This window comes from Vibrio sp. 10N.222.55.C6, assembly GCF_041473395.1.
GTDB classification, from domain to species: domain Bacteria; phylum Pseudomonadota; class Gammaproteobacteria; order Enterobacterales; family Vibrionaceae; genus Vibrio; species Vibrio crassostreae_C.
Genome location: NZ_JBFRSD010000013.1, coordinates 167,911 through 189,851, shown reverse-complemented (window position 1 = coordinate 189,851; position 21,941 = coordinate 167,911). Strand labels below are relative to the sequence as shown.

The window sequence follows — 21,941 nt, the reverse complement described above, 5'->3', positions numbered from 1 at the left end:
CTGTTAGGCGATTTCGCTCATTTCGCTGTCTAGGAACAGGCACACACTGTTTCGACCTGCTGCTTTGGCTTCATAAAGTGCTAAATCGGCGCACTTGTAGCTAAGAGCAGGGTCGTTGGTCAGGTTGGTAATTCCACCACTGACCGTCACCACGTTATCGAGCTCAATACTGACTGCGATTCTCAATCTGTTAAGTACATACTCAGCTTCTTCTGTTGTGGTATGAGGCAGAATAACGCCAAACTCTTCGCCACCAATACGAGCCACAAAATCAGTTTCTCGGCACTCTCGTTGTAATACTTGAGCAACGGTTTGAATGACGCGGTCTCCATAATCGTGACCAAATCTGTCGTTGATGCGTTTGAAGTGGTCTATGTCCAAAATCGCTAAACAAGACTGTTCGCGAGTAGGGTAACGATTAACACGAGAGCACTCATCTCGCAGCTCAAGATCGAATTTACGGCGGTTCCAACACCCAGCTAAGGCATCTTTTTCACTCAGGTTTCTCAGTTTGTTTTCTAGCTCTTTGTGTTTACTTATATCCACAAATGAAGCGACATAAAACTGAATCACGTCTTTCGAGTCTTTAATGGTTTGGATTCGCAATATTTCCGTGATCAAAGACCCGTCTTTACGACGATTAACCACTTCGCCTTCCCACATGCCTTTCTCTTTGATGATGCTCCACATCTTGATGTAGAACTCTTCGTTGTAGCGACCAGAGGCAAACATGGACGGTTGGCGGCCTTTTACGTCTTCTAACTCGTAGCCACTCACACGGGTGAACTCTTGGTTTACTTTGATGATTCGGTTGTTTCTGTCGGTAATCACCAAGGCAGACATGCCATTCATTGCGGCCTTAGCAAGTTGGCTCTCGATACTGTTCTTCTTGTGGTTGCTGTTCCACAATACGAAGCCAGCGGAGATCATCGAAATCAAGAAAGACAAGGTGATGATCTGAACGACGATCGCTTGTTTTTCTTGTCGGTATTGACTGCTGAACTGCTGATTTTCAATGTGAAGAACCATGTAAATAGGGCTTTCAAACTGTTTGATTTTAGGGCTGATGTCGGAATGAAAATACCAGTTCTCACCATCGAAATAGCTCGAAGATGTCTTGTCTTGAATCGCAGTCCAAAGCTCAGGGTATAACTTTGCGTAAGTCTGCTCTGAACGTGATTCAATTACATGTCCGAAAGATTCCGTAGGATCCGGCCCCATGATTATGTGTCCGGTTTTGTTGAGAATAATAGGAACAGCAGAAGATGCACCAATTTGATAGTGAAGGCGCTTATAAATCTCAAGCATGTTCAGGTTTGCGATGAAGTAACCAATAATGCGGTTGTTTTCAGCGACTGGCGTCATAATGCGTAGCGCTGGAATCAAAGGGCGAACGATCTCTCCGTTTTCGACTTCAAGATCAATACCGCGAGAGCTAATCTCACCAATCTTTAATTGCTGTAGTACCTCATAGTAATCACGCGAAGACTTGTTCTGCAGTTCACTATCTGGAACCACGATTGCTTGATTGTCTTTATAATTAACGCGAAACACTTCGTTGCCAGCTAGATCGAGGTAACGAAGCTGGGAATAGTATTTTTGGCCACGAGCTAACATCACCCAAAGATCTTGCAGGGTTTCTTTATGGATAATAGAAGGTTCTCGAATCGCTCGGAGTAGTGTTTGAGAGTCGGCGATTGAAGGAACAGAGTTAGAGATTTGCTCAACAATAACAGCGAGTTCATGAAAGCTGTATTCGATTTGATTTTGGCTAGACTGCTTAATATTTAGAGTGTGCTGAGCATCAATTCTGTCAAGTTCAGAATTGATGTAGAGGGCAGGGACTAGTCCTAGGGCAAAGATGGTACATAGAAATTGGCTGACTAGTTTTTTTATACTTGTATTCATCACTGTCCTCAAAGAATCAGCGCAATACTATATATTTTATAGGGTTTTTAATGTGATCTTGACCGAGAAGTTAAGACAAGATTCGCATATAACTACGATTTAAGTGCAACTTTTTGCAGTTAAGCTTGATTGTTGAGCAATCACTTCGTTAGTAAATGATTGCTCAATATAGAACACAGCTCCGAAACCTAAGCTAAATTAATCGCGATTAATTGCCGATTATCTAACTAAGGGCAGCTAGCTTAGGCCGACGATATTTCCATTACTATCAATATCTAACGACATGAACGCCGGTTTGTCAGGCAAGCCTGGCATGGTCATTACATTGCCGCACAACGCGTAAATAAAGCCAGCACCAGCACACAATTTTAGTTCTCTAACAGGCACGTCAAATTGGGTTGGTGCACCTTTTACGTGTGCTTCTGTCGAGATCGATAGTGGTGTTTTTGCCAAACAAACTGATAGGTCGCTATAGCCATGCAGTTTGAATTCAGCCAGTTGTTTTTTAGCCAGTGGAGATAGCGAAATACTTGCCGCGCCATAACCAACTTCAGCAACTGCCATCAGCTTTTCTTCTAGGCTTTGCTCTGAGTGATACAAAGGCTTAAATTCACTCTGTTTTTGGCAAGCTTTGACTACAGCGTGAGCCAGTTGAGTTGCGCCTTCGCCACCTTGACCAAATGCTTCGCTTACTTCAACGTTAACGCTTGAGTCGAAGTCGGTGATCATCTGTTTCAAAGCATCGAGCTCTTGAGCTGAGTCTTGTGGGAATCGGTTAATCGCAACAACTGTAGGCACTTGGTATTGCTTAACGTTAGTGATGTGCCATTTTAGGTTCTCAAACCCTGCAACAAGCGCGTCTTGGTCATCATTAAAGATTGAATCAGGTAACGGAGTGCCCGGTCTCAAATCGTATAAACCAGAGTTAGCCTTTAATCCACGTAAGGTTGCGACAACCACAGCGCAATCGGGCTTCTTGTTCGACGCTTTCGCTTTTATGTTGCACGCTTTTTCAAAGCCCATGTCTGAGCCGAAACCACCTTCAGTTACCACAAAGTCACTCAGCTTTAACGCTATTTTATCGGCAATAATTGAAGAGTTACCATGTGCGATGTTCGCGAAAGGCCCGGCGTGAATTAGGGTAGGAACGCCTTCAAGGGTTTGCATCAATGTTGGTTCAATAGAATCCTTCATGGTCACGGTCATTGCGCCTGCAACGTTGAAGTCATCTGCGGTTAGCGGCAAGCCTTGTTTGTTGTAAGCAAGTACCACTCGTCCGATGCGCTTTCTCAAATCTTGAAGGTCATTGGCTAGAGCAAGAATGGCCATTAGTTCAGAAGCGGCTGAGATATCAAATCCATCTTCTCGCTCAAAGCCGTTAATTGTTTTGTCTGCTTCGTTCTTGCCAACCGTGATCATGCGTAATGCGCGATCATTATGGTCAAGTACACGTCGCCAAACGATTCTACTTGGGTCGATATTCAGTGCTTTTAAGCCTGAGCGCGTTTCAAAGGCGTCTAACCCTTCACGCTGTTCATGATACAAACGTGCATCAATGGCGGCGGAGGCGAGGTTGTGAGCGGCCGTAACAGCATGAATATCGCCCGTGAGATGCAGGTTTAATTGTTCCATAGGGGCAACTTGAGAGTAACCACCGCCCGCTGCGCCGCCTTTTACACCAAATACCGGGCCCATTGAAGGCTGACGAATGCAGGCCATTGCAGATTGGTTAATCTCTGCGAGGCCTTGTGCTAATCCGATAGTAGTGACGGTTTTGCCTTCACCAAGAGGTGTCGGTGTGATCGCCGTGACTACGACTAATTTACCATCTTGTTGGTTGGCGAGGCGTTCAAGTGACGTGAGAGACACTTTAGATTTGAATTGCCCTAATGGCTGATGTTCGTTGTGGTGCAGGCCAGCTTGCTTGGCAACCTCACTGATGTTTTTAAGGGGAGTAGAGCGACAAATATCAATATCAGACAGCATATTTGATCCTTATATCAGAACCGAAAGGCGGTACGTAAACGTTTGCGTGGCGATAGTACTGTATAAATTTGCCAAGTAAAGGCAAACCACACGAATTATGTGCTGGAAGATAACAGATCTAAAGAGTCATTGCGCGAGATCAAATCTTAAACGAGCAAAATATTCGTTCTGATTACCTTCAGTTGCAATTATATTGGCGTTGAATACAAAAAGGGCTGCATATAGCAGCCCTTCAAGGAATGGGTAATCTCACTTGGCGTTAACCTCTAAGAGGTAACTACCTAATATGGCCGATTAACGATCCCAGTATGTTTCTTCTAAGCTATCTTCGCGTTCAGGCAGTGCACGAGAAAGGCGAGGAGAGTGCTGAGTCAACACTTCGTAGCTTACACGGTTTGCGTACTTACAAATTTGAGACAGTGAAGAGTACGTCAGACAAGCGTGCTCGTGTTTCTCTGAGTTTGGTACATTCACGTGGTGGTAGCTGTTTGCTGCCATGTCGTGAAGTAGTGCTGAAAGTGCACCATCGCCAGCGCCATTGGTATTCTTAATCTCAAGTGGGCCGCCTAGGTAAGGGCCAATGTGAGAGTACACTTTTACTGGGTCTTTACAGTCTTGCTTACGCATCGCACGGCTGAATTCGTATTTATTGAACTCAGGGATGTTACCCGGTAACAATGGCAGTGTGGTTTCGCGTTTCGCTGGTTCGTCAGTGTAACCTGCCATGTATAGACCAATAGGGCCTGCAGTACATAGAACTAGGTCAACCCACTCAAGTGCCTTGTTAGCAGCCAATAGAGGATCTTTTTCACCCGTTAGTGCTTCACCTTCATCTTCGTTCATCGCGACGATGGTTACGTTTTCTTTCAGGTATTCTTGCCACCATTCAGCGTTGCCTTCGATCACATACTTAGTACCAAGTGTTAGTACAACAGGCACATTGTGCGCTTTCGCGTATTCAATCGCTTTTTGTACCGCTTTTGGCATCGGATCTTCAGGTTTGCCACGCATTAGGTATGACGACACAACCAATGCAGACGCTTTCTCGAACACTTTTTCAGGAATGCTTTCTGGAAGAAGTTGGTTCATGTGGCCTTCATTGATTGCAAACGTACGTTCGCCATCTTCAGAAATAAGCGTGTAGCAACGACCGATTGGACCATCAACAGTTTGAAGGTGGTTTAGATTCATACGAGAAGAAGTGCGGCAAAGGTAACGATAACCAAAAGAGCCAACTTCGATCTTCTTAGACATTACGCCAAGCAGGACAGATTTGCTGTCTGCAAGTACGGAATAGTTGTGCAGTGTGTTGCCAATAGTATCGCCAGGGTATTGATGCGTGATCAAACCGCGCTCTACTAACTCTTCATACAGCGCATCTGCTTTACTTTCTTCCAATACCAGTGAGTGACCTTTACTCAGCTCGTATTTTTCTAGGAACTCGTTGTCAACACGGGCTTCGATATCAACAATCGTTTGGCCAACACCCACAATCGTTGCGCGGTGAAGCTTAGGCGTTTGTTGAATTTGGTTGACCAACGGATCACGTGCGTGAGTTGGAAAGTAGTGCTTAGATTTACGCTGTCCAGGAAACTTCATATGAAAAATACAGTGAAAAAATTTTGCCGCATGATATCACATTTTGTTTCTGTTTCTTTCATTTTTATTACATTTTGAATCACCTGCACAATGTCTGTACAGGTGATTCAACTAACTATATGTTTGAAACTACTCGGTTGGCTGTACTAACGTCGCTGGATCAACGTAAGCCTCTGTACCCCATAGTGGAACAGTTGAAAGGCTGTGTTTGAAGCTACCTTCTGTTTCTTTGGTGGTGTAAGACAAATAAAGTAGCGATTGATTCTCTGCATCGTAGATACGACGAACCTTCATTGTTTTAAAGAAGATACTTTTCGATTGCTTGAATACCACTTCGCCAGACTTACTCTTGTCTATTTGAGCAATCATTTCTGGTGTAATTTCACCTGTTTGACGACAAGATATAGAGCTATCACTTGGATCAGAAAGGCTAAGGTTTGCTTCGATTGATGCAATATGACAGGTAACACCCGCGATCTTATCGTCATCTAATGAAGACATCTTGATATCCTTCATTGTGAAGAAACCCAGTGAGACGTCGCCAACCTCGTTGTCCGAACAGCCAGCTAACATTGTCACGATACCTGCTGCTATTAAGGCTTTTTTCATAAGAAGTCCTTTTTATTTATATAGTTCTGTTTACTATAAGGATATTGAAAGCTTGGATACGAGTGTAGAGCTTTTCGTTAAGTTCTTAAAGGATGTTGTTGGATAATGAAAAATATGAAGCATTTAAAGTACTTGTTGGCCTTGGTCATGCTCTGTATGCTCTCTGCTTGTAGCTCGGCACCTCAGCCGACCGTATGTCTTCCAAATAACTGCGATATTTGGGGATACTAACCGTAGGTACTAAAAGAATGAATAACGAAATACCTGAAATTGCACACAAGAAAAACCAATGGCTATTTAGTCAGCTCGATATTGCTTACCCCGCAAAAGAGAGCCTCCTCGGCCGTGAACTTTATCAAAGCAAACTTCCATCCAAGACATACCAACTCCTAGCACAAGATCAAACTCCTTCCCAAATTGATGAACTGCATAAAGTCGATTTCCATAAATTGACCGTGCTATTTTCACTCAACCAAGCAAGCGTTTACCAAGATGAAATCGAAAGGGCACACATGCTTGAGTTCTTGAGCCAAATTATGCTTTCTGACGATCATGTATTATATATTGGTACTCAAAACGGTGAAGTTGTGGCGAGCGCTATCGTCACAGAAGCGGATGGTTCCCTATTGATCTCGGATGTCGTTGCTGAAAATGGTCAAAGTATCAACAACTTTGCTAAGCAGTTACACGATTTTTGGGCACAAGATCATGCTTCTTGCGATAAAGTATGGATCGAGAACTAAAGATTCTTTGACAAAGCGTTAATCTAAGTACAATACCCCGTCTTATTTAAAGGGTATTGTATGTACAAGCTATTGATATCAATCGCTGTATTATGTGTTAGCGCTTATTCTTCACTCAGTTTTGCTAACGACTGGGATATTAAACGCATCCTAGTTTTACACTCATACGAACCTTCTTATCAATGGACTGCTGACTTCCAAAAAGGGATAGACAGTGCGTTCAGCCAGTCTCAAACCGAAGTTAAACTCTCAATAGAGTATTTGGATTCAAAGCGTGTCCACAGCCCAGAGTATTACGACTCTCTCGCGAACTACTTACGTGCGAAGTATGCAGGTTATAAATTTGATGGCGTAATTGCGACGGACGATAACGCAGCCAATTTTCTTGAATCTCTGCCTAATTTGATTGATCGCTCCACACCTGTCGTTGCAGCCGGCATCAATGATTTCAGCACCGACATGTACGCGGTGTCTGACAGAGCAACTGTGCTTTACGAGAACGATCAGATAGACGTTAATATTAAGCTGATCTCCAAATTAAGACCTAATCTAAAGAATCTCTATTTTGTAAATGATTACAGTGTCACGTCTGAATTGATTCATAAAGAAATGAACAAAATGATGGCTGAATTTTCAAATATCAATCTCGTAGAAATTCGCGACTTGTCGCTGGAGCATACGAGCCAATTTTTGGAAGGGATCTCTGCGGACGATGCGGTATTGCTCAGTCATTACAACACCGAGTTAAAGCAAGGGGTTTATCACACTTACCAAGAGATTGCGGATACGTTGTCAAAAGCGAGTGCTGCTCCGGTGTTTGCTTTATGGCAGTTCTATATTTCGGGTGATGTACTCGGTGGTTACGTTAATCACTCACAAAGCATGGGTGAACAGGCCGTCGATGCGTTGGATAAATACCTTCCACTTGGTTTTACTACACCGTTAACTCCCGGAGACAACAAACGTTTTGTATTCAATTACCCTGCAATGAAGAGATACGGGATTAGTGGAAACGCGTTACCTGACGAAGCGGTTTTCATTAACGAGCCTTCCTCCTTTTTACAAAAGAACTTTCAATTGTTGTTGGGCTTAATCATGGTCATTACAGGGCTGAGCGTGATTATCGTGATGCAATTTATTACCCTACGCCAAAAGAAAGAGTTGGCAAAAAAGAACAAGCGAATCCTTGCACTACAGAAACAAACTTTGAATGTTCAAAAAGACATGATTCATGTTCTAGGAGAGGCAATTGAAACCCGCTCTGGCGAAACTGGTAATCATGTTAAGCGTGTAGCCAAGTTGTCTGCACTGCTTGCTAAGTATCGTGGCTTGAGCCATCGCGAGGTCGAGATGATTGAGATCATCAGCCCAATGCACGATGTGGGTAAGATTTCAGTCCCTGAATCAATCTTGGATAAAGCTGGGAAATTAACCGACCAAGAGTGGGAGGTGATGAAGCTTCATACTACGGCTGGCTATAACTTACTAAAGAGCGGAGCGGGTGATATTACCAACCTCGCGGCAATCATTGCTAACGAACATCACGAGCGTTGGGATGGTGCTGGATACCCGAATGGAAAAGTGGGTGATGAAATACACCTGTTTGCTCGTATCACTGCCGTAGCCGATGTGTTTGATGCGCTGCTTAGTGCACGTTGCTACAAAGAACCGTGGCCGTTAGATATGGTGGTCGATTTGTTTGAGCGAGAGTGTGGCTACCAGTTTGATCCTCAGCTAACTAAATTGCTACTGAAACACTTATCCGAGTTTGTCGCTATCCGAGATTCGTACCCCGATACTGGAACTGTAGAATATGCGTCTTCACCTTCGCTTGAAGCTAAGGTCTTAGAAGAGTCGGTTGTTAGCTAATTGTCGCTCTATCTGAGTAGCCTATAAGCCATTTTTTTTATCGATTCACCACGATCCGGCTAGGAAGTAGTGATTTATATTTTCTCCTGAAATTGAGTAGCTTATGTAAACCTCGCAGTATTTGGTTTCGTAGAATCTGGGTTAATTTAATGAAAACTGTTGCTTATGCTGAGCGATAAAGTGATCAACTCCATATTTCGCGAAGAGAAATAAGCCTGTATCTGCAAACTGTTACCTCAATCATCTCGCGCATTGAAAGAACACTATAGGATAAAACTTGGATTCAATCTGAGTGAGATACCTATGCGGTTAGAACAGACTAAATGTGTGATTTTCGATTGTGACGGAACACTTATCGATAGTGAAAAGCTGTGCTGCCAAGCTTTGGTGAACGTTTTCACTGGCTTTGGAGCGGAGCTAAACGTCAACGACTGCTATGCGCACTTTCAAGGCGGGAAGCTAGCCGACATCTTAATGGATACACAAGAACGTCTTGGGTTATCTATCTCGATTGATACACTTGAGCCGTTATATCGCAATGAATTACAAGCACTGTTCCAGCGTCATTTAAAACCGATGGATGGCGCTATCGAACTTATTGAATTCCTCAAACAACAAGACATCGAGTTTTGTATTGCTTCCAATGCACCGAAATCTAGGGTTGAATCTTCATTGGCGATGACAGGCATGCTAGACGACTTCAAAGGCAAAGTGTTCTCAGCTTTTGATGCTAACAGCTGGAAGCCAGAGCCTGATCTAATCATGTACACGGCCATGAACATGGGCTTTCTGCCAAATGAGTGCATCTACGTGGATGATACGTTGAAAGGGATTGAGGCTGGTGTTCGCGCGGGTATCCAATCGTTTCGATTACGCCCGAGTATTGATGAAGCAATCGTAGATCCCGAAGCCGACTCAGCAGAACTCGCGGCTCAGGATATCTACAGTTTAGAAGAAATTTCAGTTTGGATTAATGGCAAGCACTGCTCAAATGGTGGTATATCGAATTCTGCAGCTTTGGTGGGGTAGAGCTTAGTTGAAGGCTGACTACCTTACTAAATTGTTTGGTGTGGAAACCGCAAGATGCACAAGTAAACTTTTCTCCACTTTCTGAAAGCAGATACTCGTCGTGTTGGCATAAAGGGCATGTAATGTCGTCGGTGTTTGGTGTTTCTGTTTTATTCATTATGTGTCACCTGCAGCAAGGGGGTAAGCGAAAAAAGACCCGTTCAATTAGATTACTCCTAAGCTCGAATATTAGATAGTTCTGACACTTCTTAATCTCTCCTTTGCGACTTGCTTCATGGTAATTGATAATGTCATCGTTATTGACCATGGTTCTTGTAATGTTATTAAACAAAAGCCAAAAAGAAAGGACCCATTACGAGTCCTCATTAGTTTGTTTTCAATTCACGCCGCTAGTTCACCAGTTGATCCTTAAGTTCGGTAGCGTGCCAATGTCTGAGATAGAGAAACCGACGCTTCTGTTAGCCTAGATACGCCATTTGAGGAATTCTGAGCCACGTCTTTAATCACATCGGATTGGCTTCGAATATCGTTAAGCTCTGCTGCAATCGTATTGGCAACGTTACTTTGCTCATCGGCTGATGTTGCGATTTGGATACTCATGTCCATTAGTGCTTGAGCTGAATCTGCAATCGAGTTTACGTCGTGACCAATGTTTGAAATCAACTGGCTACTGGTTTGCGCTTGGTCAACCGTCTGTTCGGTGATCTTCGCGATATTTTGGCTCTCTTGCTGTAAGCGTTCAATCATCGCTTGGATTTCTACAGTAGCCGACTGAGTGCGGCTTGCCAGTGTTCTTACTTCATCAGCAACAACAGCGAAACCTCGGCCTTGCTCGCCCGCACGAGCGGCTTCAATCGCGGCATTTAAAGCAAGTAAGTTAGTTTGCTCTGAAATAGCATTGATCGTCGTGATGACCTCGTTAATTTGGCTCGTATTCACATTCAAGCTAGTAACAGAAGATGAGGTTTGCTCAATCAAAGAAGAAAGGGTGGTGATTTCCGAGATTGCCTGTTGAACCTTCGCGTGGCTATCGTTGATTTGCTGCGCGTCTTGTTCTGTTTGTTCAGTTGAGCGTGCAGAGATGTTAGAGACTTCATTTGCCGAAGCTGTCATCTGATCCATTGCTGTCGCTACAGAGTCTAGAGAGGCATTTTGGCTCATGATTTGTGTTTCGCTGCGCTTCATCTCAGTTTCGAAAGAAGCCGATGTTTCGCTTAGCGTTGCTGCACTGTGGTTTACGTTGTTGACTAACTCACTAAGCGTGTCCATTGAACGGTCAAGCGCACAACCAATCGTGCCGAACTCATCACGGCCAGGGTGGAAGCCAAGGCGTGATGTTAAGTCACCATCACCAATCTTTTGAGTCGTTGAATAAAGAACCCAAAGTGCGCCGCCTAGGAAAGTCGCTACCCAGTAACAGAAAAGACCAAAAGGCACACACCACAAGAAGCTCAGTAATAAAGTGTACAGTGCTTGCTGCTTTTGATTCTGTATATCGTTCGTTGAAACGGTAAGTGAGTAGTAGTTGCCATCTTGTGCGAGTGCTGTGGCAGTCACAGAACCATTATTTGAAATAGTGGTTTGTTGAGCGCGAGTTTGCTGGCTAACAGAGCGAACAGATGCCGGGGAATCTGATGCTGATAAAATGCCTTGCAGTTGATACTCGACCTGCTGTTTTGCAGTTACGTCAATGTGTTCCATTTTGTTGACGTAGTTCAGTCCAGCTAGGCTTGCCAGAGCGGCAAAAAAGATTAAGAAAATGACCCAAAACTTGTCGTTGATCGACATCTTAATAAACAGTTTGTCTATCGTTCGAAATTGTACTTCTTTCATAAAAACTCCACGGTAAATCCTTTACCGTGGACTCTAAATAACCGACCTCAATAAAAATGTGACTTCAATCGACTAATTGTGAAAATTAATGACAGTGATATGTCATTTATGAGATCTGAATCAAGTAAATTAGTTCTGTATAGGTTTATTAGCCTAAAGAAGGCAGTAACCCTACTGAAATAAGAACTTGAATCGCAATGATAAATACGCCAACGCTACCTGCTAAAAACAACGCTTTGCTACCGCCTAACACTTGGTAACTGGCTTCTGAAGATTGTGGTTTGACAGAGAAATCAGTGTAACGAACCTTGTAGACCATCACTGTTGGTAACAGAATCGCGAGCACTGAAAGTGCAATGGCTGCGTAGCCTAAAGCCATGATGAAGCCTTGTGGGTAAAATAAGGCAAACCCCAGTGGCGGTAAGAAGGTGATAGCAGCTGTCTTAACACGTTTTGCGTTACCTAGTTTCTTGTTCAGTGAGTCGCCCATGAATTCAAATAAGCCCAAGCTCACACCAATAAAAGATGTCAGCAGTGCAAGGTCTGCAAACACACCGACGATTACGCTTAGGTTGGATTGATGAACCGTTTGCGATAGCGAGACTAATAGCGCGCCCAAGCTTGTGTCAGACAACAACTGCTCTTGGCTAATCACGCCCAAAGTAACACTTTGCCAGAAAACGTAGATAACCAGAGGCAGTGCCGAGCCAATAATCATTACCTTACGTAAAGAACGAACGTCACCATCTAGGTATCGAACAATTGATGGGATGCTGCCGTGGAAACCAAAAGAGGTAAACACAACCGGAATAGCCGCAACAATCAGGCCTTGCTGTAAAGGCATGCTCATTAAGTATTGAGAGGTAATGTTTGGCGCTAGGAAGCTGAGTACCAAAACCATCGCGATAAGCTTTAAGCCAAACAAAACGCGGTTAACTTTATCAACACTGTGTGTACCAATCGTAACAACGCCGGCAACTAATAGGGTAAATAGAAGCGTGGTGATTTGAGCATTAAGTTCGATACCCGCGATATCCGAAATTCGTTGGTTAAATTGCGCACCGCCGCCAGCTATGTATGCCGCACACAGAGCGTAGAAAAGAAACATCACCGCGAAGCTCGCAATCCACTTTCCTTTTGTCCCCAAAATGGTATGAGCTAACGTGTGTAGGGTAGCGTCAGATTCTGCGAATTGGTGAAGCTCTACCATTAATAGCGCAGTAAAAGCCATTAACGCCCATAAACCCAGCATCAAGAAAAGTGAAGTTGAAAAGCCAATACCTGCAGAAGCAAGTGGAAGAGCGAGCATGCCAGCACCAATGGTTGTGCCTGCAATGATCAAAGTACTACCAAAAACCTTTGATTTATTCATTGTATATAATTCTTTACGTTAGGGTGTGTTTTCATTGTAATTCTTCTAGCTTAAGCGCATAAACCCAAAGAATATCTCGATTTTGAAGTATTCTGATTGAATTTAATTCCAAATGCAATTCTTATTGTAATTAAAAACATCCACTGTAAATTAATATTTACACAAAGGGCGTGTCAGCATTCAAATGAGCAAAGCAAACGTTTGACCATGATCGGTTTCAAAATTTATAGAGTAATTTGTTGTACTTGGTGTAAGGTGACAGTACATATGTCGTTCGCGTATACCCCTTTAACGCAAAAAAGCGTTAATGATCGCGAGTAGCTTTAAGCTATGAATATGGAATGGGTAGAGTAGAGTGCGTTCATCAAAGTGACATAATATAAGTCCAAGATGGTGCACTAGTTAATCGGACATCATGTCCACATCAAGGAATAGAGGGGGCACAATGAGTGACCAATCTTATAATGACGAAAGTCTAGAGTTGTTAGATGCTATGGAAATTGGCATTGATTTGTCTGACTATGAGCAGACAGTGAAACAGTTAGCAGAAGAGCTTTTCAAGTCTTCGAACTAAGCTTTTAAGATCTTTAATTCAGTTTCAACTGAAACGTTTTAAAGCTAAAAGTTTTCTTAGCTAAAGCTTCTCAAAGCAAACAATTCTAAACTGAGCAAATCGTATTCGCTCACACGTCATACCAAAACTATCCTCATTAAAGTTCGCGAAGATAAACGAGTACGTTTACCATGTTACTTAGTTCTCGATACTTTAATGAGGTTCAATGAACTTTCTCGCACACCTTCACATCGCCAAGCACTGTAACAGCAACTTAGCAGGTAACCTGTTAGGTGATTTTGTTAAAGGCGACCCTAATAAACACTATTCTGATTCCCTTTCTGACGGTATTAGGCTTCATCGATTTGTTGATAGCTATACTGATCGTCATGATGTATCTCGTTCTGCAAAATCACTTTTCTCAGACCAAACACGACGCTTTGCGCCTATCGCACTCGATGTATTTTGGGATCACTGCTTAGCCAATCATTGGGATCAGTTTTCACAGCAGACATTAGAGCGTTTTTGTTTAGATAGCCATGAGCAGATCTTTGAACATCAAGAGCCACACTGGCCTGAAAATTTCGTTATGGTTCATCAGAAAATGGCTGAGCATAGATGGTTAGAGAGCTATCAAGACATGTCATCTATAGAGGTGGTGTTGCAGCGAATGGCGTTGAGAAGGCCTAAGCTCGGTATGCTCGAGGCATGTTACGATGACCTCGAACGTCACTATGATACGTTGCAGTGTCACTTTAATGAGCTTTATCCCAACGTTTTAGAGGAAGCTAAGCAGTTTAATGCGCTTCAAATGAAGAAAAATCAAAAGGAAAGGTAAACAGCGTAATGCAGGTTTGCTACAATCCGCGCCTATTTAATCTTTGAGCATCATACTATGTCTGAATCTACAAAATCTTTTAACCAACTAGGATTATCTGAGCATCTTCTTGCCACGTTGTCTGAGCTTAATTTTACGGCTCCTACCAGTGTTCAAGAACAAGCAATTCCATTGGTATTAGAAGGCAAAGATGTACTGGCTGGTGCTCAAACGGGTACAGGTAAAACGGCTGCGTTTGGTTTACCGATTATTCAAAGATTAATCGAGACAAAAGACAACGTTATTCCGAACCCTAAGCTCGTTCGTGCGCTTGTATTAGTGCCAACTCGTGAATTGGCACAACAGGTTTTCGATAACTTAACTAGCTACGCAAAGGGCACCGACATTAAAGTCGTGGTGGCTTACGGCGGCGTTAGCATGAAGGTGCAAACTGATAACTTACGCGGTGGCGCAGATATTCTTGTCGCGACGCCTGGTCGTCTTATTGATCACATGTTCACTAGAAACATCATGTTGAGCCAAACGGAAGTCCTGGTACTGGATGAAGCTGACCGTATGTTAGATATGGGCTTCATGCCTGACATTAAGCGTATTCTTTCTCGCATGAACGAAGTGCGTCAAACTCTGTTCTTCTCTGCAACGTTTGATAACAAAATCAAAGCGATTGCACACCGTATGATGCAGAAGCCAAGTGAAATCCAAGTTACTCCAAAAAACAGCACCGCTGAAACCGTAACACAGATGGTTTACCCGGTAGATAAGTCGCGTAAAAGTGAGCTATTAGCGTATTTGATTGGTTCAAAAAACTGGCAACAAGTGTTGGTGTTCACAAAGACTAAGCAGGGCACTGATGCTCTCGTTAAAGAGCTTAAGTTAGACGGCATTAAAGCGGCATCAATCAATGGCGATAAGAGCCAAGGTGCGCGTCAAAAAGCCCTAGACGATTTCAAGTCAGGCAAAGTTCGTGCGTTGATCGCAACCGACGTGGCAGCTCGTGGTATTGATATTCAGCAGCTAGAACAAGTTGTGAACTATGACATGCCATTTAAAGCAGAAGATTATGTTCACCGCATCGGACGTACTGGCCGTGCGGGTAACAGCGGCTTAGCGATCTCTTTGATGAGTCAGGATGAAGCTTACCTATTGGGTGATATTGAGCGATTACTTGATACTCGCTTGCCTCAAGAGTGGCTAGAGGGCTTTGAACCAAGCCTTGAAAAAGATCTAGCGCCCGATCGTGGTGGTCGCAGCAAAAGCCGTTCATCAGAAAAACGTAAGATGAAAGCGAAGCTTAAGATTCACCAAAACCGCGGTAAAGCACGTCGCTAATAAGCTGTACAAAGCTCCAGTTTAAAGATCTATACATATAAAAACGCGCCGTTACAGTGACTTCTGTAACGGCGCGTTTTTGTATCTTATAAGCTCATAATGGTTATGAACCCGATTAAGCTTTATGTTCCTGGTTACACTTCCATTCACATGGCACTTCATAAATCAGCTCTTCAATCGAGGTTGGATTTAGAGCCCACTCTTCATCAATATTGAACTTGCTGACCATCTGCGTGTTGAAAAGCTGCCAATGCTTAAGTAGGGCGTCTTCGGGTGAGGTGACCATATCACCTTCATTCCAAGTGCTTTCCATAAAGGGAGTGAGGCATACAGCGCCGTTTGCGTACATGATCATTTGCCATTTAACTTCGTAAATGTTGATCATTTTGTCTGGGTTAGCTGCATTGTACTCAGCGGCAAGCCCGTTAATCTCTTTTTCAACATCGCCGACATTGTCGATGAAGTAATCAACTAGGTTGTCTTCTTGGCGAACAGAGTCTGAAATAAGCTGCATTGGCCTACGTGAGTGAATCATGTTGGTGAACAGACGCATGCTAAACAGGTAGATAGCGATATTTGGCGCAACATCTTTTGGCAGCTCTTCCATAATCTTACTGATGTAAGACTGAAAATAATCGTGTAAACAATCACTTATTGCATGCCAAATCTTTTCTTTGCTACCAAAGTGGTGGCGGATAAGGCTATGCGAGACGCCTGCCTTTTCACTGATGTTTCGCAGTGATACACGATCGTAGCCAAAGTCACAGAACATGTCTGCGGCAACGCTCATGATCAAAAAACGCGTCTCTTCGGCGTCTTTTGCACTTCTTCTACCTTGCTTCTTTTCGGTCATCTTCATTTCACATAATTACCTGATTACAACATTCTACACTGTTTTTACTGAAATAAAAAATACTGCACAAGTGGAAAGTAAAGCTTGAGAATTATTTAATATTAAATATACTGCCCACCTGTGTAATAAATCATAATAATTAAACGGAGAGGCATCATGCAGTTCAATTTGTCTATCAATGCCATATCGAGCAAGCGCATGGGAGCTGTTATTGCAGCACTATTGCTCGCAGGCTCTCTAACTGGATGTGACAAAGTTCAGTCAGAGGAAAATGTGCAGGTAATCAAGCCAGTCAAGCTGTTCGAAATCCCACAACAGACTGATATTGATCTCGATAGCTTCATTGCAAAGGTTGATGCAACCGACCGTGCGGCACTTTCTTTCCAAGTGGGTGGAGATATAGAAACCTTCGATGTTCGTATGGGACAAGAAGTGAAGAAAGGTCAGGTGTTAGCCGTATTAGACGCGACGGATTACCGTATTGCCGTTGACGCAGCCCAAGCTAAATTTGATCTGGCGAACAGCCAATACAAACAAGCTTCTGAGTTGTATGCGAAAAAACTGGTCAGTACCGATTACTACGACCAAGCCGTAAACACCTTTACTGCCGCTGAAGTTGAGTTGGACCAAGCAAAAACAAACCTTGGCTACACTACCTTAGTTGCTCCATTCGATGGCGTGGTATCGATGGTGTTTGGAAAGCAATATCAATTGATCGCAGAAAAGCAGCCTGTACTGAATATTTTGAATCACAGTGAAATGGATGTGACGTTTTCAATTCCAGTATCAAAGCTTGAAGACCGTTCTATTCAAGACCTAACGAGCTCAAACATGTGGGTTGTGATGGACAGCCACCGCGGCATTCGTATCCCGACTCGCTTTAAAGAAATCTCAACGCAACCAGATGAAGATACCAACAGCTACCAAGCGGTTGTGTCTATCGAAAAGCCAGAAGGCATCAATCTACTTTCTGGTATGACAGCGCAAGTTGAAGTTCAGAAAAGTAAATCTGACTACGGCATTGGTATTGTGGATTCAGCTTGGTTAAACAAAGACGTAGGCCATGGTGAACTATGGCGTTATAACCCTGACTCTCAACTGATTTCTAAAGTACAAGTCCTTCTTGATGAGCAAGGCAAGGTTATCGACGGATTGTCGTCTGGTGACCTTATCGTTGAAGCGGGTGTGGATGTGTTATCAGACGGACAACAAGTAAAAGCTTGGCTTCGTGAGGGCGGTATTTAATGAACCTTTCAAAATTATCAGTTGTTGTCGCGTCGGTTCTGTTACTTCAAGCCTGTAACAATGAAGCTGTACACCGTGAACAACCACCTTTGTTGGTTTCTACCTTTGAAGTTGGCGCACCGCTTACTAATCAGTTCAGAAGTTTTAATGGACAGGTGATGCCAGCTGAATTGACTCCCTTGGCATTTAAGCTAGCAGGCGAGATTCAACAAGTATTAGTAGAAGCGGGCGACAATGTCGAAAAAGGGCAGTTATTAGCCACCTTAGATAACGCAACGTACGTACAAGATCTGACTGATGCTCAATCTCAATTTAAACTGGCAAGCAAACAGTTGGCCCGTGGAACGGAGATGTTTGGCAGCGAAATGTTATCGCAATCAGAACACGACCAACTGACGGCTAACTATAAGCTCGCATCGGCGAATTTGGCGGCGGCGAAACGCAAGCTGAGTTACACAGAACTTTTAGCGCCGTTCTCAGGAACAGTTTCAACTGTCGATAAGCAACGATTCGAAAATACGACGCCTGGAGAAACACTACTGAGTGTGTACCAGAACGACAAGGTGTATGTGCGAATTCAAGTATCAGATTCGATCTTGGCGTCAATTAGCCCAGACATGCGTTCAAATAGCTATCGTCCTGAGGCGACCTTTGGCGGTCACACAGGCCAATATCCACTGACGTATCTAGAACACACCAGTGAACTGCACCCACAATCCCGTACCTACGAATTTTGGATGCAGATGCAGCAGCCTGAAAGTGAAATCCTGCCAGGCACGAGCGTTACGGTCAATGTAGATATGGCGAAAGCGGGCCTGAGCGATGTTCAAGGCTACCAATTACCAATGACAACGCTAGAAGCGGGCTCTGAAGCGAATCAGTTCTATGTGTGGAAAATGGAAGACGGACAAGCATTCAAAAGCGAAGTAGAAGTCGACAAGATCAGTGGCCAAGGCGCACTCATCGCTCATGGTGTTGAGCAAGGTGAGCTACTCGTAAATTCGAATTTAAGAAAACTCCGTGACGGAATCCAATTGTCAGGAAAAGCAGAATGAACATCGCAGAATATTCAATAAAGAACAAAGTAATCAGCTGGCTGTTTCTAGTCATTTTGGCCATTGGCGGTGTGACGTCTTTTGGTAATCTATCCCGTTTAGAAGACCCAGCTTTTACCATTAAAGATGCAATGATTATTTCAACTTACCCTGGCGCTACGTCAATGGAAGTTGAAGAAGAGCTGACTTACCCACTAGAAAAAGAGATAAGACAGCTTCCGTACATCGACAAGATTACCTCGACATCATCGAACGGTATGTCCCAAATTATGGTCAGTATGAAGATGGACTACGGTCCAGACGAGCTGCCTCAGATCTGGGATGAAATGCGCCGTAAGATCAACGATCTACAACCAACACTGCCAAGTGGTGTAAATTCCGTTCAGATCATCGATGATTTTGGTGATGTGTTTGGTGTGATGATCATGCTGACCGGTGATGGTTACGATTACGTTGAGCTCAAACAGTACACAGATTACATAACGCGTGAAATCGAACTGGTCGACGGTGTCGGTAAAGTAAGCATTGCAGGTGACCAACAAGAACAACTGTTTGTTGAGATGTCACTGGAACGCTTAGCCGCATTGAACCTAGATATGTCGACGGTTACGTCACTGCTAGCACAGCAAAACAGTGTGGTATCGGCAGGCGAGGTGATGCTGAATGGTCAAAGCCTTACGATCAAGCCAAACGGCACCTTAAGCACGGTTGAAGAACTAGAAAACCTGATCATTCATGGTCGCGATACAGGTAACCTGATTCGCTTGAAAGATGTCGCTGAAGTAACTCGTGGTATTCAAGAAAAGCCGGGCAATGTATTAACGTACAACGGTAAACCAGCAATCAACTTGGGTATTGCGTTCTCTTCTGGTGTAAACGTGGTTGAGATTGGTAAAGCACTGGATGCGGAACTGGATCGCCTAGAAAGCATTAAGCCAGCGGGTGTAGAACTGAATTACTTCTACAACCAAGCGCAAGAAGTAGACAAATCTGTGGCTGACTTCTTAATCAGCCTAGTTGAAGCGGTAGCCATCGTTATCATTGTATTGTTGTTCGCAATGGGCTTACGCAGTGGTTTGATCATCGGTTTGGTTCTTCTATTGACGGTATTCGGTACCTTCATCCTGATGGATTACAACGATGTTGAACTGCACCGCATCTCTCTGGGGGCACTGATCATCGCGCTGGGTATGCTGGTGGATAATGCGATTGTTGTCGTTGAAGGTATTTTGGTGGGCTTGAAGAAAGGCAAAACCAAGCTTCAAGCAGCGAAAGACATCGTCAAGCAAACACAATGGCCACTGTTAGGTGCGACCATTATCGCTATCACAGCGTTTGCACCGATTGGTTTGTCGAAGGATGCGACAGGCGAATTCATGGGTTCACTGTTTTGGGTACTGTGTTTCTCACTGTTTTTGAGTTGGGTAACTGCACTAACACTAACGCCATTCCTTGCCGAGATGTTGCTTAAAGAAGAAGACAAGGTTGATGAGAACGAAGACCCATACAAAGGCATCCTGTTTGTGGTATTCGGTGCGTGTCTGAAAGTAGCACTTCGATTTAGATGGCTTACTGTAGTTAGTATGGTCGCTCTATTAGCAGTTTCTGTCGTCGGTTTTGGTATGGTGAAGCAGCAGTTCTTCCCGCCATCAAATACCCCAATGTTTTACGTAGACATGTGGATGCCAGAAGGCACCGATGTTCGTGAAACGATCAAGCAGACAGAAAAAGTTGAAAGCTACATTCGCCAGCAAGACGACGTGGAGTTTGTAACGACAACGGTTGGGCAGGGCATGCAACGTTTCGCACTGACTTACCAACCAGAGAAAAGCTACGAAGCGTACGCCCAGTTACAAGTAAGAACCACTGACCGCGACACTATGTTTAAGGCTCTAGCGGCGCTAGACAAAGACTTAGCGAACGAATTTGAGCAACCAACGTTCCAGTTCAAGTTGATTGAGTTTGGTCCGTCACCCGCTTCAAAAATTGAAGCGCGTATTATCGGTGCCGATCCACAAGTACTGCGTAACATTGCAGTTGAAGTCGAAGACATCTTGCTTGCCGATCCAGGCTCTCGAAATGTTCGTCATGACTGGCGTGAACGCACTAAAGAACTTGTACCACTGTTCAACGAATCTAAGGCTCGTCGCCTAGGCATTTCAAAAACTGACTTGTCTGAGACATTACAGATGGCGTTTGGCGGTTACAACATCGGCCTACTGCGTGATGGTACTCATATGTTACCTATCGTGGCGCGTTTACCGGAAGAAGAGCGTTTTAATTTCGAATCGCTAAACAATGTGAAGATTTGGAGCCCATCACTACAAACTTACATCCCAGTTGAGCAAGTGATTGATGGCGTAGAGCTTCAATGGTCTGAGCCACTGATTCAGCGTCGCGACAGAAAACGTACGCTAACAGTATTGGCTGACCACGATGTTCTTGGTGATGAAACGCCAGCGAGTCTGTTTGCTCGTGTGAAACCAAAGGTAGAAGCATTAGATTTACCAGAAGGCTACAGCATTAGCTGGGGTGGTGAGTACGAAAGCTCTAAAGATGCGCAAGAATCTCTGTTTGGTTCACTGCCAATGGGTTATTTGCTGATGTTTATCATCACGATGCTTCTGTTTAACTCGGTTCGTAAGCCGCTTGTGATTTGGTTTACGGTTCCACTCTCTATCATTGGTGTTTCAATTGGTCTGTTAGGTACCAATATGCCATTCAGCTTCACAGCGTTCCTTGGCTTATTGAGTCTAAGCGGCATGATTTTGAAGAACGGCATTGTACTGCTTGACCAGATCAACAGTGAGCTATCAACAGGTAAAGACCCATATTTAGCGGTTGTCGACAGTGCGATTAGTCGTGTACGACCGGTATCTATGGCAGCATTAACGACTATCTTGGGTATGATTCCTTTGGTATTCGATGCATTTTTCGGCTCGATGGCGATTACCATCATGGCAGGCTTAGGCTTTGCTACCGTACTAACGCTAATAGTAGTACCGATGATGTTCGCTATTTTATATAGAATCAAACCGTCCACTGCGGGTTATTAGGGAATGATATAAAACAGATTCTTTTAAGCCAGCCCAGTCAAATTTGACTGGGTTTTTTATGCGT

The 21,941-nt window shown here is 43.8% G+C and carries 16 protein-coding genes; 9 read left to right on the top strand and 7 right to left on the bottom strand.

What is annotated here, in order from left to right:
- Window positions 1-3: 3 nt before the first annotated feature.
- From AB4486_RS11455 to AB4486_RS11440, 4 genes are all read right to left on the bottom strand, one after another.
- Complete coding sequence (locus tag AB4486_RS11455) at window positions 4-1,908, bottom strand: diguanylate cyclase (protein ID WP_372117212.1); 1,905 nt, start codon at window positions 1,906-1,908, stop codon at window positions 4-6.
- 237 nt (window positions 1,909-2,145) lie between these two features.
- A complete protein-coding gene (locus AB4486_RS11450) occupies window positions 2,146-3,894 on the bottom strand; it encodes a formate--tetrahydrofolate ligase (protein WP_372117210.1) in 1,749 nt (582 codons plus the stop codon).
- A gap of 294 nt (window positions 3,895-4,188) precedes the next feature.
- A complete protein-coding gene (locus tag AB4486_RS11445) occupies window positions 4,189-5,493 on the bottom strand; it encodes an inosine/guanosine kinase (RefSeq protein WP_017064646.1) in 1,305 nt (434 codons plus the stop codon).
- Window positions 5,494-5,622: 129 nt separating this feature from the next.
- Window positions 5,623-6,102 carry a CreA family protein gene (locus AB4486_RS11440; protein ID WP_017064645.1) on the bottom strand — a complete coding sequence of 160 codons (480 nt, stop codon included), beginning with the start codon at window positions 6,100-6,102 and terminating at the stop codon, window positions 5,623-5,625.
- A gap of 248 nt (window positions 6,103-6,350) precedes the next feature.
- Here AB4486_RS11440 and AB4486_RS11435 point away from each other — a divergent pair, with 248 nt between their 5' ends.
- The 3 genes from AB4486_RS11435 (at window position 6,351) to AB4486_RS11425 (ending at window position 9,743) form a co-directional block, all read left to right on the top strand.
- A complete protein-coding gene (locus AB4486_RS11435) occupies window positions 6,351-6,845 on the top strand; it encodes a hypothetical protein (protein ID WP_017064644.1) in 495 nt (164 codons plus the stop codon).
- Between the two features lie 60 nt (window positions 6,846-6,905).
- On the top strand, window positions 6,906-8,714 hold the full coding sequence (locus AB4486_RS11430) for an HD domain-containing phosphohydrolase (RefSeq protein WP_372117208.1): 1,809 nt from the start codon (window positions 6,906-6,908) through the stop codon (window positions 8,712-8,714).
- Between the two features lie 303 nt (window positions 8,715-9,017).
- Window positions 9,018-9,743, top strand: a complete 726-nt coding sequence (locus AB4486_RS11425; RefSeq protein ID WP_017059834.1) for an HAD-IA family hydrolase — start codon at window positions 9,018-9,020, stop codon at window positions 9,741-9,743.
- A 408-nt stretch (window positions 9,744-10,151) separates the two neighbouring features.
- Here the strand turns inward: AB4486_RS11425 and AB4486_RS11420 are convergent, their stop codons facing one another.
- Window positions 10,152-11,576 (bottom strand): methyl-accepting chemotaxis protein, encoded by a 1,425-nt coding sequence (locus AB4486_RS11420; RefSeq protein WP_017064641.1) that lies wholly within the window; start codon window positions 11,574-11,576, stop codon window positions 10,152-10,154.
- Between the two features lie 148 nt (window positions 11,577-11,724).
- A complete protein-coding gene (locus AB4486_RS11415; RefSeq protein WP_102393231.1) occupies window positions 11,725-12,948 on the bottom strand; it encodes an aromatic amino acid transport family protein in 1,224 nt (407 codons plus the stop codon).
- Window positions 12,949-13,393: 445 nt separating this feature from the next.
- Here AB4486_RS11415 and AB4486_RS11410 point away from each other — a divergent pair, with 445 nt between their 5' ends.
- From AB4486_RS11410 to AB4486_RS11400, 3 genes are all read left to right on the top strand, one after another.
- A complete protein-coding gene (locus tag AB4486_RS11410; RefSeq protein ID WP_017059831.1) occupies window positions 13,394-13,522 on the top strand; it encodes a hypothetical protein in 129 nt (42 codons plus the stop codon).
- Window positions 13,523-13,727: 205 nt separating this feature from the next.
- A complete protein-coding gene (locus AB4486_RS11405; RefSeq protein WP_017059830.1) occupies window positions 13,728-14,339 on the top strand; it encodes an ACP phosphodiesterase in 612 nt (203 codons plus the stop codon).
- A 57-nt stretch (window positions 14,340-14,396) separates the two neighbouring features.
- A complete protein-coding gene (locus tag AB4486_RS11400) occupies window positions 14,397-15,668 on the top strand; it encodes a DEAD/DEAH box helicase (RefSeq protein WP_017059829.1) in 1,272 nt (423 codons plus the stop codon).
- Window positions 15,669-15,783: 115 nt separating this feature from the next.
- Here AB4486_RS11400 and AB4486_RS11395 read toward each other — a convergent pair whose 3' ends face one another.
- Complete coding sequence (locus AB4486_RS11395; protein ID WP_017064637.1) at window positions 15,784-16,527, bottom strand: TetR/AcrR family transcriptional regulator; 744 nt, start codon at window positions 16,525-16,527, stop codon at window positions 15,784-15,786.
- 150 nt (window positions 16,528-16,677) lie between these two features.
- On the opposite strand from AB4486_RS11395, the gene AB4486_RS11390 reads away from it, so the two are divergent.
- Genes AB4486_RS11390 through AB4486_RS11380 form a run of 3 tightly spaced genes read left to right on the top strand, consistent with a single transcriptional unit; the run spans window position 16,678 to window position 21,877 of the window.
- Window positions 16,678-17,766 (top strand): efflux RND transporter periplasmic adaptor subunit, encoded by a 1,089-nt coding sequence (locus AB4486_RS11390; protein ID WP_017064636.1) that lies wholly within the window; start codon window positions 16,678-16,680, stop codon window positions 17,764-17,766.
- Window positions 17,766-18,821, top strand: a complete 1,056-nt coding sequence (locus AB4486_RS11385; protein ID WP_017065790.1) for an efflux RND transporter periplasmic adaptor subunit — start codon at window positions 17,766-17,768, stop codon at window positions 18,819-18,821. The genes AB4486_RS11390 and AB4486_RS11385 overlap by 1 nt, the downstream gene beginning before the upstream one ends.
- Window positions 18,818-21,877 carry an efflux RND transporter permease subunit gene (locus tag AB4486_RS11380; RefSeq protein WP_372117206.1) on the top strand — a complete coding sequence of 1,020 codons (3,060 nt, stop codon included), beginning with the start codon at window positions 18,818-18,820 and terminating at the stop codon, window positions 21,875-21,877. The genes AB4486_RS11385 and AB4486_RS11380 overlap by 4 nt, the downstream gene beginning before the upstream one ends.
- Window positions 21,878-21,941 lie beyond the last annotated feature (64 nt).